The following is a 15,588-nucleotide window of genomic DNA, read 5'->3' as shown; positions in this document are numbered from 1 at the left end:
TATCGGTATGTCGTCCGTGCCCGGAAAGGACATGACGGCATGCGCAACGCGGCGTCGGGCGATCACATGTTTGACAGGAAGACGATGCAAATGCCCGCAACGGCCGCGGATGATCCGCCCCCGGACGGCATGACGCTGCGCATCCTGGCCACCAGCGACCTGCACATGCACCTGCTGCCCTACGATTACCTGGCGGATCGTCCGTCGGACCGGATCGGGCTGGCGCGCACCGCATCGCTGATCGAGGCGCGGCGGACCGGGCCGCATGCCAGCATCCTCTTGGACAACGGCGATTTCCTGCAGGGCGGTCCGATGGGCGACCTGGTCGCGCGGCGCAGCGGACCCTTCGCCGGCACCCACCCGGCCATCGCGGCGATGAACGCGCTTGGCTATGACGCGGCGGCATTGGGGAACCACGATTTCAACTTCGGCCTGCCCTTTCTGCGGCGCGCGGTGGCACGGGCGCGCTTTCCGATGCTGGCCGCGAACCTGACCGTGCGCCGCGGCGCCGATTTCGCCGCCACCTGCGTGATCAAGCGTGAGCTGACCGACCCGCAGGGCAACCGCCTGCCGCTGCGCATCGGCGTGATCGGCTTTCTGCCGCCCCAGACCGAGGAATGGGACCAAGACCTGCGCGCCGTCATGCGCAGCGACGACATCCTGGACTGTGCCCGCCGCCTGGTGCCGCGGCTGCGCGCCCAAGGGGTCGATCTGGTCGTGGCGCTGGCCCACAGCGGCATCGGCGGCCCCGAGCCCCTGCCCCGGATGGAGCACGCCGCCCATGCGCTGGCCACCCTGCCCGGCATCGACGTGCTGATCGCCGGCCACACGCACGAGGTCTTTCCCGGCCCCCGCTGGCGCGGCCGCCCCGGCATCGACGCCGATCGGGGAACGCTGGCGGGCAAGCCCGCGGTCATGCCCGGCTTTGGCGGATCGCATCTGGGGGTGATCGACCTGCGCTTTGCCCCGCGGGCCGATGGCGGGCTGGCGGTCGACCGCTTTGCCGTGCGCGCCGAATCGGTCACGCCGGCGATGCCGACCGCGGTGCTGGTGGCGCGCCAGGTGGCGACCGCGCACAAGGCCACGCTGCGGCAGCTGTCCACGCGCATCGGCCGCACGGTGCAACCCCTGAACAGCCATTTCGCGGTGATCGGCCATGATTGTGGCCTGCGCCTGGTGAACCTCGCACAGCGCTGGCATGTCCGGCAGCGGCTGGCGGGCACGCCGGATGCGGACCTGCCGGTGCTGTCGGCCTCGGCGCCCTATCGGGCCGGGGGGCGGGGCGGGCCGCAGCATTACACCGACGTTCCGGCGGGCACGCTGAGCCTGCGGCACCTGGCCGACCTCTACTCCTTTCCGAACCGGATCACCGCCATCCGCCTGACGGGCGCGCAGCTGCGGGGATGGCTGGAACGTTCGGCCAGCCTGTTTCACCGCGTCCAACCCGGCACGCGCGACGCGCCGCTGCTGAACCCCGAGTTTCCGGCCTACAACTTCGACGTCATCGACGGGGTCAGCTGGCGGATCGACCTGTCCGCCCCAGCGCGGTTTCACCCCGACGGGCGGCTTGCCGCCCCGAATGCCCACCGCATCCGCGACCTGACCTGGCAGACCCGGCCCGTCGCGGACGACCAGGCCTTCGTGCTGGCCACGAACTCGTATCGGCTGGCAAGCTGCGAGCTGTTCAGTCCGCTGGTCTCGTGCAACCGGGTGATCCTGGACCGTGACGCGCTGACTTTGGACGTTCTGCGCCGCTATGTCCGACAGCTGCGGCGGGTCCGCATTCCGGCCCGGCCCAACTGGGCCTTCGCGTCCCAGCCCGGCACCACCGTCCTGTTCGAGACAGCGCCCGCCGCGCTGGACCGTCCCCTGCCCGAACCAGACCGGCTGCAGGGCGTGGGACTGAACGAGGACGGTTTCGCGGTGATGCGCCTGTCGCTGTAAGCCGTGCGCATGGGCTTGCATCCGCCGCGCGACCATCCTATCTGTGCGCCCGAGAGGTTGGCGCGGGCAAGCGCCTCGCCAAATCGGTCAGGTCCGGAAGGAAGCAGCCGTAACGAGTCCCGCATGGGTCGTTGTCCAGCCTCTCACCGTTTTCCCGCATGATCATCCGGTTTTCCTGCACCGCGCGGTCCGTGCCGGGGAACAACAGCGCGCCTTTCCGGTTGTCCTGCGTAACAAACAGGAGACCGACATGCTCAAGTTCATCGGCGGCGCCGCCGGCATCATCTTCATCATCGGCCTGCTGGTCGTGATCGGCATCCTGTCGCTGATCTTCTGAGACGCGCCAGACGGCCGACATGAAAAGACCCCGCCCGGACCACCGGGCGGGGTCTTTTCATGTCCGTGACCGGACGGATCAGGCGCGCAGGCGGCCGCCCGTGGCCTTCTCGACCTTCTCGACGATCTTGCGGCTGACCGCCTCGATGTCGGCATCGGTCAGGGTCTTGTCGCGCGGCTGCAGGCGCACGGTGATGGCCAGCGATTTCTGGCCCCCCTCCAACCCCTGGAACTGGTCAAAGACCGACACGCCCGCGATCAGCGCCTTGTCGGCCCCGGCGGCGGCGTTGACCAGGGTCAGCGCCTCGACCCCCGCATCCACGACGAAGGCGAAATCGCGATCGACGGCCTGCAGTTCGGACAGCTCCAGCGCGGGGCGCGTGGGCGTCTTGACCTTGGGGAAGGGCACCGCGGCCAGCTGGATCGTGAAGCCCACGGCCGGCCCCTTGACGTCCATCTGGCGCAGGACCTTGGGGTGGATCTCGCCGAAGGTTGCCAGCACGTTCGGACCCAACGCGATGTTGCCCGCACGCCCCGGATGCCACCAGCCATCCAGCTTGCGGTTGATCTGCGCACGCGCAGGCGCGCCGATGGCGTTCAGGATCGCCTCGGCATCGGCCTTGGCGTCGTAAAGGTCCACCTTGCGGCGGCTGCCGAAGGGATCGCGCGGCGCGGTCTGGCCGACCAGCAGGCCGCTGATGCGGACCGCCTGCTCGCCCGGCTCTCCGCCCGAAAAGACCGGGCCCAGCTCGAACAGCGCCAGATCGGCGAAACCGCGCGCCTGGTTGCGCGCCGCGGCCTGCAGCAGGCCGGGCAGCAGGTCGGGGCGCAGATGGCTCATCTCGCTGCTGATCGGGTTCTCGACGCGCACCGCATCGTCCCCGCCGCCGAACAGCGCCGCCGAGGCCTGGTCGATGAAGCTGTAGGTCACGCATTCGTTGTAGCCCAAGGCCGCCGCCATGCGCCGCGCGGTCTTCTCGCGGACCTGCAGGGGCGTCAGCACGGGCTTTGGCACCCCGGCCTGGGCCCGCGGCAGGGGCTTGCCCTGCAGCTTGGTCAGGCTGGCGATGCGGGCGATCTCCTCGACCAAGTCGGCCTCGCCCAGCACGTCGGGACGCCAGCTGGGGACATGCGCCATCTCGCCCTCCAGCCGGAACCCCAGGGCCTCCAGCGTGGCACGCTGATCGGCCTCGTTGATATCCATGCCGACCAGGCGGCTGGTGCGTGCGGGGTCCAGGCGATAGGCGCGACCCGTGTCGGGCAGCGCGCCGGCGGTGACCACCTCGGAGGCCTCGCCGCCGCACAGGTCCAGCACCATGCGCGTGGCCAGCTCCAGCCCTGGCAGGGTGAAGGCCGGGTCGATGCCGCGTTCAAAGCGATAGCGCGCATCGCTATTGATCTTCAGCGCGCGGCCGGTGGCGGCGGTGCTGATCGGATCGAAATAGGCGGCCTCGATGAAGACGTCGCGCGTCTCCTCGGACGCGCCCGATGCCGCGCCGCCCATGATGCCCGCGATGCTCTCGATGCCGTTGTCGTCGCAGATCACCACCGCGCCTTCGGGCAGGGCATAGGTCTTGTCGTCCAGCGCCACCAGCTCCTCTCCGGCCCGTGCGCCGCGCAGGATCAGGTCGCCCGCGACCTTGCCCGCGTCGAACACGTGCAGCGGCCGGTTCAGGTCGAAGGTGAAGAAGTTGGTGATGTCCACCAGCGCATTGATCGGACGCAGGCCGATCGCGCGCAGGCGCTTCTGCAGCCAGGCGGGCGACGGGCCGTTCGTCACGCCCCGCACCACGCGGCCGGCAAAGAACGGCGCCTTGGCGGCCACGCCCGCGTCGATCGTCACCCCCACCGGGCAGGGAAAGGCGCCGGGCACCGCATCGACCGTCACGGCCTTCAACGTGCCCAGGCCGCGCGCCGCCAGGTCGCGGGCGACGCCGTGGACGCCCAGGGCGTCGGGGCGGTTCGGCGTGATCTTGATGTGGATCATCGGGTCGATCTTGTCCGGCGCGTTCTGCGCCAGCCAGTCGACGAAGCGCTGACCGACCTCGCCGGACGGCAGCTCGATGATGCCGTCATGCTCTTCGGACAGCTCCAGCTCGCGTTCGCTGGCCATCATGCCGTGGCTTTCGACGCCGCGGATCTTGCCCACGCCAAGCGTCGTGTCGATGCCGGGGACGTAATCGCCGGGCTTGGCCAGCACGACCGTGATGCCCGCCCGCGCATTGGGCGCGCCGCAGACGATCTGCTTTTCGCCCTCGTCCGTCATCACCCGGCAGACCCGCAGGCGGTCGGCATCGGGATGCTGTTCGGCATGATCGATCCGCGCCAGGATAAAGGTCCCCAGCTTGGCGGCGGGGTCCGCGATCTCCTCGACCTCCAGGCCAAGATCGGTCAGCGCCTCGGCGATCTGGTCGATGGTCGCGGTTGTGTCGAGATGCTCCTTGAGCCAGGAGAGGGTGAACTTCATGGCGTCTGCCTTCCGGGTCGGCCCGCGCGGGGACTTTGCCGCCTTGAACCGTGCCATGCGTCCTGGGTCAAGCCGGATCAGCGGTTTTCCCCGAATCCCCGGCCCGTCACCACGCTTGCCGGGCCCTGCGCAGGGTGCAACTGTAGCGCGAAGCAAACCGAAGGTGTCATCATGAGTCTCATGTCCCGTCTTGCCCCCCTGCCCCTCCTGCTGCTGGCAGCCCTGCCCGCGCAGGCGCAGGACGCCCCGGCACAGCCACAGTGTTCCGGTCAGCCCGCCACCTGGCTGGGCGACGATCCCGATGCCAGCGACATCACCGCGGCGGGGGCCGCGCTGTCGCGGCAGATGACCACGACCGCCGGCACCAACCCCTATGCGATGTTCCGGGTGACGGGCGACATGCAGCCCCTGAGGCTGGAGGCGATGTCGGACGGCGACCCGTCGATCAGGCTGGAAACCCCCGACGGCGACCTGCTGGCCGAGAATGACGATGCCGTCGGGCTGAATTCGCGGATCGAACAGTCCGTCGGACCGGGCGACTATTGCGTGCGGCTGATCCCGTCGGGGACCCGGACATGACCGCGACCGTCCAGCTGACGCGTCCCGACATGCCCGCCCTGCTGGTCGATCCCGTGGACACGACCATCGCCGCCTGCACCCCTGAAACGCCTGCCGAGACCCTGGGCCAGGGGCCGCTGAACGCCGCCCTGCCCATTGAGGCGCAGACGGACGGCACTGTCCGCTATCTGCGATTCGCGCTGGACGGCAGCGCCTCCGTGACCTTGCGCGCGGTCAGCGACGGGTTGGACCCGAACATGATCCTGTTCGACGGGTCGGGCACGCAGATCGCCGCCAACGACGATGCCGACGGGTTGAACGCGCGCCTCGATTTCCCAAGCGGTCTGGCCGGAGGCGACTATTGCCTGGGTGTCGCGCCGATCTCCTCGGTCGAGGGCACGATCACCGTCAGCGTCGAGGCGCTGGACCGCGACAGCTATCTGCGCACCGCCTGGCGCAAGGGCGAGCTGGCGCCGCCCACGGATGGCGACTATCCGATGCAGGCCATCGATCTGGCCGCCGACCGCGAGACGGTCGTCCTGCAGGACGGCACCGCGCAATGGCTGACCTTCACCCTGGACCGGGAGACCGCGCTGATTGTCAGCGCCTATGGCGAACTGGTCGGCGTCGATGCCAAGCTGGCGCTGTTTTCGCGGGACGGGGCGGTGGTGGCGCAGGCCGACGACCGGGACGGCAGCGTGGACGCCCGGTTGGGGCCGGTGGTGCTGGAACCCGGAGAGTACCGGATGGCGCTGACGGACGTGAACCGCCCCGACCAGCCCGGCGCACCGATCCGCCCCGTGGGCCTGGTGTTCGAGCGGTTCGAGCGCGTAGACTGACCCCGGACGCTGTCGATCCCATCGGCCTGGGGCACGGCGCCGTGGTCGGTGATGCTTCCGGAACGCCGCGGGCATCGCGGGGTCACCGACCGCGCACAGGGTCCGCCGGGTTCTGCGGTGCGGATCTTGCGTGGCGGCGGGGCGTTCTTATCTTTGCAATGCGCCCGGATGGCGGGCGCGACATGGAACAGGAGAGCCTTGCGGATGGATGTGCAGCGCGAATTGCTGATCGAGCAGCGGGTGGCCAACGAGGCGAAATCGCCGCTGATCGCCTATCTGCTGCTGATCTTCCTGTGGGGGTTCGGCGTGCACCGCATGTATCTGGGCCGCTGGATCAGCGGACTGTTCATGCTGTCGGTCTGGGCAGTGGGCTGGCTACTGACGCCGATCCTGATCGGCTGGCCCGCGGTTGGCTTTGTGGTGCTGTGGTGCATCATCGACCTGTTCCTGATCCCCGGAATGGTCCGCGCGGATCGCGAGGACATCCGGCGGCGGCTGCGGTGATGGCGCGCCGTTAACCTGAGGTTGAAGTTTCCGTGATCTGTAAAGGCGGCCCGTGCTAGGGCGGTCAACTATAGACATTCCCTTTTCAGATCCGGAGATTTCGACGTGCCCCTTGATACCCAACAGCGAATCCTTATCGAACAGCGTGTCACGAACGACACCAGGTCGCCTGTGATCGCCTATCTTCTGCTGGTTTTTCTGGGTGGATTCGGGGCGCACCGATTCTATCTAGGCAAGACCGGCACGGCAGTCGCCATGCTGATCCTGTGGGTGCTGGGCTGGATGACGCTGATCCTCGGGGTCGGGCTGATCATGCTGGCCGCAGTCGGGATCTGGGCGTTCGTCGATCTGTTCCTGATCCCCGGGATCATCAGGGCCGATCAGGACGCCCTGCGGCAAAGGCTGGCCGTAGAGTTCGGGGGTCATTCCGGACCGCACCCAACCGCCTTCCCCGCATCCGCACCGGGCGTTCCATTCACCGCCTGACGTCCACGGCGCGCGCCCCTCGATCGCTAGGGCGCGCAGCCTTCAGCGCGACAGCCCGCCGCTGACGCTCGGCACGTCGCCTGCTGCAAAGCCATAGTGGCGCAGCCAGCGCAGGTCGCTTTCGAAAAAGGCGCGCAGATCGGGGATGCCGTATTTCAGCATCGCGATGCGGTCGATGCCCATGCCAAAGGCAAAGCCCTGCCACTGATCCGGGTCGATCCCGCCAGAGCGCAGGACATGCGGATGCATCATCCCCGAACCCAGGATCTCCAGCCAGGAATTGCCCTCGCCGATCTTCAGCTGGCCGCCCTCCCAGGAACAGCGGATGTCCACCTCGGCCGAAGGTTCGGTGAAGGGGAAATGGCTGGCGCGAAAGCGCAGCTCGACCGACGGCACCTCGAAGAAGGCCCGGCAGAATTCCTCCAGCGTCCATTTCAGATGCGCCATGCTGATGTCGCGGTCGATGGCCACGCCCTCGATCTGGTGGAACATCGGCGTGTGCGTCTGGTCCATGTCCATGCGATAGACGCGGCCCGGCGCGATCACGCGGACCGGGGCGCCGTGATCCTGCATGGCGCGGATCTGCACCGGCGACGTGTGGGTGCGCAACACGTGGGGCGGACGGTCGTCGCCCGGCGCGCGGTGCATGAAGAAGGTGTCGTGCTCCTGCCGCGCGGGATGTTCGGGGGCGATGTTCAGGGCGTCGAAATTGTACCAGTCGCTTTCAACCTGCGGCCCTTCGGCGACCGCAAAGCCCATGTCGGCAAAGATCGCCGTGACCTCGTCGGTGACCTGGCTGATCGGGTGGATCGACCCCTGACGGCGCGGGCGGCCCGGCAGGGTCACGTCCAGCCATTCGTCGCGCAGACGCGCGTCCAGCGCCGCATCCTCAAGCGCCAGCTTGCGCGCGCGCAGGGCGGCGTCGATCTCGTCGCGGATCTGGTTCAGCGCCTTGCCGGTGGTCTGGCGCTCCTCGGGGGACATGCGGCCCAGCTCGCGCATCATCAGGCTCAGCTCGCCTTTCTTGCCAAGCGCGGACAGGCGCACGTCCTCGATGGCCTGAGGGTCGGAGGCGGCAGAAATGCGGTCCAGCCATTGCTGGCGCAGGGGGGTCAGATCGTCCATCGCGGGGCCTTTCCTGGTTGCGCCCGCGTTAGCATGGCCGGGCGCGCGGGGTAAAGACCGCGCGCCCGTGCCGCCTTATTTCCAGATGTCGCGGTTCACGCCCGGCGCGATGCCGGGGTGATCGCCGATGCGGAAGGTCGGCTCGTGCCCTGCCTTGCGCTGGCGCAGATAGTCGCGGGTGACGACCGCGACGGTCCCCGACAGCGCGACGATGGCGATCAGGTTGATCGTGGCCATCAGCCCCATGCTGGCATCGGCGAAGTTGAAGACGGTCGTGACCGCCTGCAGCGAGCCCCAGACCACCATGCCCAGTGCCGCCAGCCGCAGGACCATGATGCCCGGCTTGCCCGCGCCCAGATAGACGATGGCGTTCTCGGCATAGGAATAGTTGCCGATGATCGAGGTGAAGGCGAAGAAGAAGATCGCCACCGCCACGAAGATCTGGCCGAAGCCGCCGAAATGGTCGGTCAGCGCGGCTTGGGTCAGGTTCACGCCGGTCAGCTGGTCCGAAGGCATGACATCGGCCAGCAGGATCATCACCGCCGTGGCCGTGCAGACCAGGATGGTGTCGATGAAGACGCCCAGGGCCTGCACGAAGCCTTGGCTGGAGGGGTGATGCGGGTTGGGCACTGCCACCGCGGCGATGTTGGGGGCCGAGCCCATGCCGGCCTCGTTCGAGAAGAGGCCGCGCTTGACCCCGTTCAGCATCGCCGCCGCGACGCCGCCCGCGACCCCGCCAACGGTCTCCTGCAGGCCGAAGGCCGAACGCACGATGCCGCCCAGGATGCCCGGCACCTCGGTGATGTTCATCACCAGGATGACAACCGCCGCCAGCAGGTAGAGACCCGCCATGATCGGCACGATGAACTGGGCCGCCCGCGCGATCTGGGGGATGCCGCCGAAGATGATGATGCCCGACAGGATGGCCACGCCGATGCCGACCATGCCCGCGCCGATGCCGAAGGCGCCCTCGACCGCCTGCGCGATCGAGTTGGCCTGGACCGCGTTGAACACCAGGCCGAAGGCGACGATCAGCGCGACCGCGAACAGTGCGGCCAGCCAGGGCAGGCCCAGGCCGCGGGCGATGTATTGCGCCGGTCCGCCGCGATACATCCCGTCCGACCCGTGCACCTTGTAAAGCTGCGCCAGCGTCGATTCCGCATAGGCCGTGGCCATGCCGACCAGTGCCACCATCCACATCCAGAAGATCGCGCCCGGCCCGCCCAGCGTCAGCGCCACAGCGACCCCCGCGATGTTGCCGGTGCCCACGCGGCTGGCCAGCGACACCGACAGTGCCTGGAACGGGGTGATGCCGTCCTTGTCCGTCTCTCCCGATCCGCGCACGCAGCGCCACATCTCGGCGAAGTGGACGAACTGCAGGAAGCCCAGGCGCAGGGTAAAGTAGATGCCCACGGCCAGCAGGCCGTAGATCAGCACATAGCCCCAGAAGATGGTGTTGAGGAAATCGATGATGGCGGTCATGGCGTTCTCCGCTGCCTTTTCAAGAGGCAGTCTGTAACAGCCATGTGAGCAATCGCAAGCCGCTTAGTCGCGGGGCGTCACGGTCAGCCAGACCCCGCCTTCGGGGCGCAGCGTCAGGATCATGCGCGGCTGCGGCTCTCGCCCCGGCACGCGGGCAAAGCGGAATTGCGCCAGCAGCGTCGACAGGATGATCACCGCCTCCTGCAGGGCAAAGCTGGCGCCGATGCAGATGCGCGGCCCCGCGCCGAAGGGCAGGAACGCATAGCGGTCGGGCGCGGTCAGAAAGCGGTCGGGGTCGAAGGCGTCGGGCCGGTCCCACAGCAGGTGATGCCGGTGCAGCGCATAGATCGGCATCATGACCGTATCGCCGGGATTGATCTGGCGCCCGCACAGCGTGTCGCGGGCCTGGGCGGTGCGCGACAGGAAGGCCGCGGGCGGGTACAGGCGCAACGTCTCGTTCACGATACGCATGGTCAGGGGAAGCGCGCCCAGATCGGCGGCGGTGGCGGCGCGGTCGCCCAAGGCACGGCGCGCCTCCTCGGCGGCGGCCTCCTGGATGTCGGGGGCGAAGGCCATCAGATACAGCGCCCATGCCAGCGTCAGGGCGGTCGTCTCGTGCCCCGCCACGATGAACGTCAGCAGGTTGTCGCGCAACTCGTCGCGGGTCATCGTGCGCCCGGTCTCGGGGTCCTGCGCGACCAGCAACAGGTCCAGCAAGTCGGGCGGCCCGTGCTTTTCGGCGGCTTGCGCGCGGGTGGCGATGGACTGGTCGGCGATGGCCTTCATCCGCTTGAGCCCCGGACCGGAAAACAGCCGCCCCGGCCGCGGCAGCCAGGCGGGCATGCCCAGCACGTCCATCAGCGACAGTTTGGCCGTCTGCGCAATATAGGCGTCGATCGACTGATGCACTGCATCGCGATCGAACATCCCGTCGCCGGAAAAGGTCACATCGGAAATCACGTCGAAGGTGGCGGCCACCGTCTCCTCGAACAGATCGACCGGGCCGCGCGCGCCCGCCAGACGGCGGCAGGACGCCTCGGCGGCGGCGGTCATCACTGGGCCAAGCGCCTCGACATGGCGTTGTGCAAAGGCCGGGGCGGCGGCGCGGCGCTGCCAGCGCCAATGCGCACCCTCGGCCACGAACAGGCTGTCACCGATGGCCGGGTTCAGGATCAGCTTGGTCGTCACCGATTTCGGATAGTCGTCCAGCTTCTCCTTGAGGATCCGGCGCAAGGCGGTCGGGTCCATCACCATGTGCCAGCTGACGCCGGTCTTGCCCGACACGATGGGCTGGCGCGTGGCAATGGCGGGGATCAGTTCCAGCACATTGCGGCGCGCGGTCATGGCCGTGCCCCACAGGCCAAGGGGGACGGTCGCCAACGGCACCTTGGCGGGATCGGCTTGGGGCAGGTCGAACATGGCGGCGGCCTCTGGCTGGGGCTGTCCTACAAAGCTGGGGCCGCGGGGGCTGCGGGTCAACCGTTGGACAGCGGCCCAGATGTCGCGGGCAGCAGGGCCGCGACCGCCGCCGCCTGCACCGCGCGCGTCAGCCCGGACAGCCGATCCGCGGCCAACCGCCCGATTTGCCAGTACAGCGACACGTCCAGCGGCGTGCCCGGCACCATCTGCACCAGCCGACCCGAGGCAAGATCATCGGCGACCAGCATCTCGGGATTCAGCCCCCAGCCCAGCCCCGCGCGGCACGCATCCACGAAACCCTGGGTCGAGGCCAGGCCATGCGCGGGCAGCACCGGCGATTGCCCCGTGACCTGTCGGACCCAAGCCAGCTGCAGCCCGTCCTTGCGATCAAAGGCCAGCGCCGGCGTACCTGCCAGCGCCGCCGCCGTCACCCCGTCAGGGAAATGCCGCCGCATGAAATCGGGGCTGGCCGTCGCGTGATAGCGCAGCCGCCCCAGGGGCCGCACCGCGCAGCCCTGCACCGGGCTGTCCAGCGATGTCACGGCGGCCAGCACCCTGCCCTGCCGCAGCCCATCGGCGGTGTGCTGTTCGTCGTCGATGGCGATCTGGAACAGGTGCCCGCTGTCGCGCGCATGGGCGGCCAGGGCGGGCATCAGCCAGGTGCCCAGGCTGTCGGCATTCGTCGCGATCGTCACCGTGACCCGCGCGGCATCCCCGTCGGCCATCCCCGGCAGGTGCTGCGCCAAGGTCTGTTCCAGCATGCCCACATGGTCCATGTGGCGGCACAGGCGCGCTCCGGCCTCGGTCGCGGTACAGGGCTGTCCGCGACGGATCAGGACGGTGCCCAACCGCTCCTCCAGATTGCGGACCCGCTGCGAGATCGCCGAAGGCGTCACCCCAAGGGCCCGCGCCGCGGCCTCGAAGCTGCCGGTCCGCACGATCGTCGCCACGGCACGGGCAGCGGCATAATCCAGCATCAGTTTTCCTTACCCGCCCTTAGCAGCATGAGTTTGTCTAATCCGCCACGGACGGCTAGATCAACCGCGACCCCATGACCGGAGACGCCCCATGAGCCCTGCGATCTTTCTGACCGGCCTGATGACGGGCCTCAGCCTGATCGTGGCGATCGGTGCGCAGAACGCCTTCGTGCTGCGCCAGGGCCTGCGCGGGGATCACGTGCTGGCGGTCTGCCTGACCTGCGCGCTGTCGGATGCGGTGCTGATCGTGCTGGGCGTCACCAGCTTTGGCCGCATCGCCCAGCTGCTGCCCTGGATCGACCCGGTGATGCGCGTGGCGGGGGCGGCGTTCCTGATCTGGTACGGGGCGCGCAGCCTGCGCGCGGCGATCAGCGCGACCGGGGCGCTGGAGGCAGGCGGCGGGCGCGGACCGGGCGGGCTGCGGCGAACGGTGCTGGCCTGCCTGGCGCTGACATGGCTGAACCCGCATGTCTATCTGGACACGGTCGTGTTGCTGGGCACGATCTCGACCCGGTTCACAGAGGACCGCGACGCGTTCGCGGCGGGCGCGGTGACCGGGTCGTTCCTGTTCTTCTTCGCCCTGGGCTATGGCGCCGCTTGGCTGCGGCCCGGTCTTTGCCAACCCCACCGCCTGGCGCATCCTGGAGGCGGTGATCGCCGTCGTCATGTGGTCCATCGCCGCCAAGCTGCTGCTGAGGTGACGCACCACATGAAAAAGGCCCCGCAATCGCGGGGCCTTTCCAGACAATGGGTGACGATCAGATGTCGTCGCCCAGCTTGCCCTTGACGGTGCCCGACACGTTCTGTGCGGTGCCCTTGGCCTGCTGGGCCTTGCCTTCAGCTTCCAGACGCTCGTTGTCGGTCATCTTGCCGATGCCCTCCTTGACGTTGCCTGCCAGCTTGTTCCCTGCGGCTTTCGCCTTGTCGGTCATCTCGCCCATGGGGATCTCCTTGATGGGTGTGTCTCTGTGGGGAATGAACGCCCGACACGCATGCGGGTTCCGCGCATGACAAAGGCCCGCCCCCGGATCGGGAACGGGCCTTTGCGGCAATGCGGTGACCGCGATCAGGCGGCGGCTTTGGCCTGTGCCACGATCGCGCCGAACGCGTCGGGTTCGTTCACGGCCAGGTCGGCCAGGACCTTGCGGTCAACCTCGATGCCGGCTTTCGACAGCAGGTTGATGAAGCGCGAGTAGGTCATCTCGGCATCGACGGCGCGGACGGCGGCGTTGATCCGCTGGATCCACAGCGCGCGGAAGTTGCGCTTGCGGTTCTTGCGGTCGCGGGTCGCGTACTGGTTGGCCTTGTCGACGGCCTGGGTGGCGGTGCGGAAGTTGCGCGAGCGCGCGCCATAGTAGCCCTTGGCTTGATCAAGGACTTTCTTGTGACGGGCGTGGGTCACCTTGCCGGATTTAACGCGGGACATGTGTGGTTCTCCTGATCAGCGAGCGTAGGGCATGTATTTCTTGACGATCTTGGCATCCGCATCCGACAGGATGGTGGTGCCGCGCGCGTCGCGAATGAACTTGGTCGTGCGCTTGATCATGCCGTGGCGCTTGCCGGCCTGACCTGCCTTGACCTTGCCCGAGGCCGTCATCGAGAACCGCTTCTTGGCAGCGGATTTGGTCTTCATCTTCGGCATTTTCATCTCCTTCATCAGAGTGAACGCGCGGCTCGGCAATGCCATGTCGGCCGGCCGCACGGGAACGGAAGCGTCGCCTTACACAGGCGCGCGGGAATGCGCAAGGGGTCAGGACGCGGGCGCGCCGCCGGTGACCGTGTCCAGCGCGGCCGGGATGTCGGCCGGGCTGAAGGGTTCGGGATCCATCCAGGACCCCGCGAACAGCAGCACGATCCCGCCCAGAAGCGCCAGGATCGCCGCGCGCGGCGGCTGCGTCTGCAGCAGCTGAACCACCGCCAGCACCACGGACAGAAGGCACAGAGCAACCCCTGCCAGCAAAAGAAGATCGGACATCACCACCCCCCGGGTTTCAAGGCCCCAGCGTTATTCCGGGTCGGTGGCGAAGATCAAGCGGTCATCGCAGGGGGCGATGCGCAGGATGTTCGTCGTGCCCGGCACGTTGAAGGGCACGCCCGCCATCACCACGACCTGCCGCGTCTCGTCGGCAAAGCCGTATTCGCGGGCGGCGCGGGTGCCGATGATCACGGCCTCCTTGAAGCGCGACATGCGCGGGGTCGTCACGCAATGCGTCCCCCAGGTCAGCACCATGCGGCGCGTGACCGTCAGGATCGGCGACAGCGCCAGGATCGGCACGCGGGGCCGTTCGCGGGCGATCAGGCTGATCGTCTTGCCCGACTGGCTGAAGGCGCAGATGGCGGCCACGTCGGTCGTCTCGGCGATCTCGCGCGCGGCGGTCACGATGGCGTCGGGGACCGACGACAGGCTGGCCTTGCGCGCCGCCTCGATGATCGAGCGATAGTTCGGGTCGGCCTCGACCGACCGGGCGACGTTGTCCATCGTGCGCACCGCCTCGACCGGGAAGCTGCCGGCGGCGCTCTCGGCGGACAGCATGACGGCGTCGGTGCCTTCATAGATGGCGTTGGCGACGTCGCTGACCTCGGCGCGGGTTGGCATCGGGCTGTCGATCATCGATTCCAGCATCTGCGTGGCCACGATCACCGGCTTGGCGGCGCTGCGGCACAGGCGGACCAGACGCTTCTGGATCGGCGGCACCGAATGGACCGGCAGCTCGACGCCCAGGTCGCCGCGCGCGACCATGATCCCGTCGGACGCCTGCAGGATCTCGTCAAAGGCGCGCACGGCCGCGGGCTTCTCGATCTTCGACAGGATCGCGGCGCGACCCTTGGCCAGGGTCTTGGCCTCCTCGACGTCCTCGGCGCGCTGAACAAAGGACAGGGCCAGCCAGTCCACGCCCAACTCGCAGGCGAATTCCAGGTCGGCGCGGTCCTTGTCCGACAGCGCGGCCAGCGGCAGCACCACGTCCGGGACGTTCACGCCCTTGCGGTCGCTGATCGCACCTGCGACCGTGACCACGCAATCGGCGAAATCGGGGCCGCATTTCTGCACCGTCAGGCGGATCTTGCCGTCGTTGACCAGCAGTTCCGACCCCTCGATCAGGGCCGCGAAGATCTCGGGGTGCGGCAACGAGACGCGGGTCGCGTCGCCCAGATCGGGCGACAAGTCAAAGCGGAAATGATCGCCCACGGCCAATTCGTGCGGCCCGGCGGCAAAGGGACCCACGCGCAGCTTGGGGCCCTGCAGGTCGGCCAGGATCGCGATGGGACGGCCCGTCTCGGCCTCGATCTCGCGGATCGTGTCGTGGCGTGCCCGGTGATCGTCATGGCTGCCATGGCTCATGTTCAGGCGGAACACGTCGGCCCCGGCATCGAACAGGGCGCGGATCATCTCTTTCGACGATGATGCCGGTCCCAGGGTTGCCACGATCTTCACGTTGCGATGTCGTCTCAT

Annotated in this window: 15 protein-coding genes, 1 other RNA gene and 1 pseudogene; 7 read left to right on the top strand and 10 right to left on the bottom strand. The window is 68.3% G+C overall.

The features are described from left to right. The first annotated feature begins 84 nt into the window (after positions 1-84). The gene (locus F1642_RS00160; RefSeq protein WP_255522018.1) at positions 85-1,944 is read left to right on the top strand and encodes a bifunctional 2',3'-cyclic-nucleotide 2'-phosphodiesterase/3'-nucleotidase; all 1,860 of its coding nucleotides are present in this window, start codon (positions 85-87) and stop codon (positions 1,942-1,944) included. Positions 1,945-1,994: 50 nt separating this feature from the next. After that, positions 1,995-2,093: signal recognition particle sRNA small type (ffs, locus tag F1642_RS00155), an RNA gene on the top strand. Between the two features lie 266 nt (positions 2,094-2,359). On the opposite strand, the gene pheT is transcribed toward ffs, so the two are convergent. Further along, positions 2,360-4,747 carry a phenylalanine--tRNA ligase subunit beta gene (pheT, locus tag F1642_RS00150; protein ID WP_194885141.1) on the bottom strand — a complete coding sequence of 796 codons (2,388 nt, stop codon included), beginning with the start codon at positions 4,745-4,747 and terminating at the stop codon, positions 2,360-2,362. A 171-nt stretch (positions 4,748-4,918) separates the two neighbouring features. Here pheT and F1642_RS00145 point away from each other — a divergent pair, with 171 nt between their 5' ends. The 4 genes from F1642_RS00145 to F1642_RS00130 all read left to right on the top strand — a co-directional run bounded on the left by F1642_RS00145 (position 4,919) and on the right by F1642_RS00130 (position 7,134). Next, positions 4,919-5,326, top strand: coding sequence for a hypothetical protein (locus F1642_RS00145; RefSeq protein WP_194885140.1), 408 nt, complete (start codon positions 4,919-4,921; stop codon positions 5,324-5,326). After that, entirely contained in the window at positions 5,323-6,144 is an 822-nt protein-coding gene (locus F1642_RS00140) for a hypothetical protein (protein ID WP_194885139.1), read from the top strand. Before F1642_RS00145 ends, F1642_RS00140 begins: the two co-directional genes overlap by 4 nt. A 204-nt stretch (positions 6,145-6,348) precedes the next feature. Beyond that, positions 6,349-6,648, top strand: coding sequence for a TM2 domain-containing protein (locus F1642_RS00135; protein ID WP_194885449.1), 300 nt, complete (start codon positions 6,349-6,351; stop codon positions 6,646-6,648). Between the two features lie 171 nt (positions 6,649-6,819). Next, the gene (locus F1642_RS00130; protein ID WP_239441282.1) at positions 6,820-7,134 is read left to right on the top strand and encodes a TM2 domain-containing protein; all 315 of its coding nucleotides are present in this window, start codon (positions 6,820-6,822) and stop codon (positions 7,132-7,134) included. A gap of 42 nt (positions 7,135-7,176) precedes the next feature. On the opposite strand, the gene pheS is transcribed toward F1642_RS00130, so the two are convergent. From pheS to F1642_RS00110, 4 genes are all read right to left on the bottom strand, one after another. Then, on the bottom strand, positions 7,177-8,259 hold the full coding sequence (gene pheS, locus F1642_RS00125) for a phenylalanine--tRNA ligase subunit alpha (RefSeq protein ID WP_127897976.1): 1,083 nt from the start codon (positions 8,257-8,259) through the stop codon (positions 7,177-7,179). Positions 8,260-8,334: 75 nt separating this feature from the next. After that, the gene (locus F1642_RS00120) at positions 8,335-9,741 is read right to left on the bottom strand and encodes a sodium:alanine symporter family protein (RefSeq protein WP_194885138.1); all 1,407 of its coding nucleotides are present in this window, start codon (positions 9,739-9,741) and stop codon (positions 8,335-8,337) included. Between the two features lie 63 nt (positions 9,742-9,804). Further along, a complete protein-coding gene (locus tag F1642_RS00115) occupies positions 9,805-11,160 on the bottom strand; it encodes a cytochrome P450 (RefSeq protein ID WP_194885137.1) in 1,356 nt (451 codons plus the stop codon). 56 nt (positions 11,161-11,216) lie between these two features. Further along, positions 11,217-12,137: a LysR family transcriptional regulator ArgP gene (locus tag F1642_RS00110; RefSeq protein WP_046000139.1), complete on the bottom strand. Its 921-nt coding sequence runs from the start codon at positions 12,135-12,137 to the stop codon at positions 11,217-11,219. A gap of 91 nt (positions 12,138-12,228) precedes the next feature. Here F1642_RS00110 and F1642_RS00105 point away from each other — a divergent pair. After that, positions 12,229-12,838, top strand: a pseudogene (locus F1642_RS00105) (LysE/ArgO family amino acid transporter). Positions 12,839-12,895: 57 nt separating this feature from the next. Here F1642_RS00105 and F1642_RS00100 read toward each other — a convergent pair. From F1642_RS00100 to pyk, 5 genes are all read right to left on the bottom strand, one after another. Continuing rightward, positions 12,896-13,078, bottom strand: a complete 183-nt coding sequence (locus F1642_RS00100; RefSeq protein WP_045981490.1) for a CsbD family protein — start codon at positions 13,076-13,078, stop codon at positions 12,896-12,898. Between the two features lie 125 nt (positions 13,079-13,203). Next, positions 13,204-13,563 carry a 50S ribosomal protein L20 gene (rplT, locus tag F1642_RS00095; protein WP_045981489.1) on the bottom strand — a complete coding sequence of 120 codons (360 nt, stop codon included), beginning with the start codon at positions 13,561-13,563 and terminating at the stop codon, positions 13,204-13,206. 15 nt (positions 13,564-13,578) lie between these two features. After that, the gene (rpmI, locus tag F1642_RS00090; protein ID WP_042244892.1) at positions 13,579-13,779 is read right to left on the bottom strand and encodes a 50S ribosomal protein L35; all 201 of its coding nucleotides are present in this window, start codon (positions 13,777-13,779) and stop codon (positions 13,579-13,581) included. Positions 13,780-13,887: 108 nt separating this feature from the next. Then, positions 13,888-14,112: a hypothetical protein gene (locus F1642_RS00085; RefSeq protein ID WP_194885136.1), complete on the bottom strand. Its 225-nt coding sequence runs from the start codon at positions 14,110-14,112 to the stop codon at positions 13,888-13,890. A 30-nt stretch (positions 14,113-14,142) separates the two neighbouring features. After that, a complete protein-coding gene (gene pyk, locus F1642_RS00080) occupies positions 14,143-15,588 on the bottom strand; it encodes a pyruvate kinase (RefSeq protein WP_046000136.1) in 1,446 nt (481 codons plus the stop codon).

Origin of the sequence: Paracoccus sp. NBH48 (assembly GCF_015390265.1) — a bacterium.
Lineage (GTDB): Bacteria > Pseudomonadota > Alphaproteobacteria > Rhodobacterales > Rhodobacteraceae > Paracoccus > Paracoccus marcusii.
The sequence above is the reverse complement of the archived record's forward strand: the minus strand, read 5'-3'. Positions and strand labels throughout refer to the sequence as shown.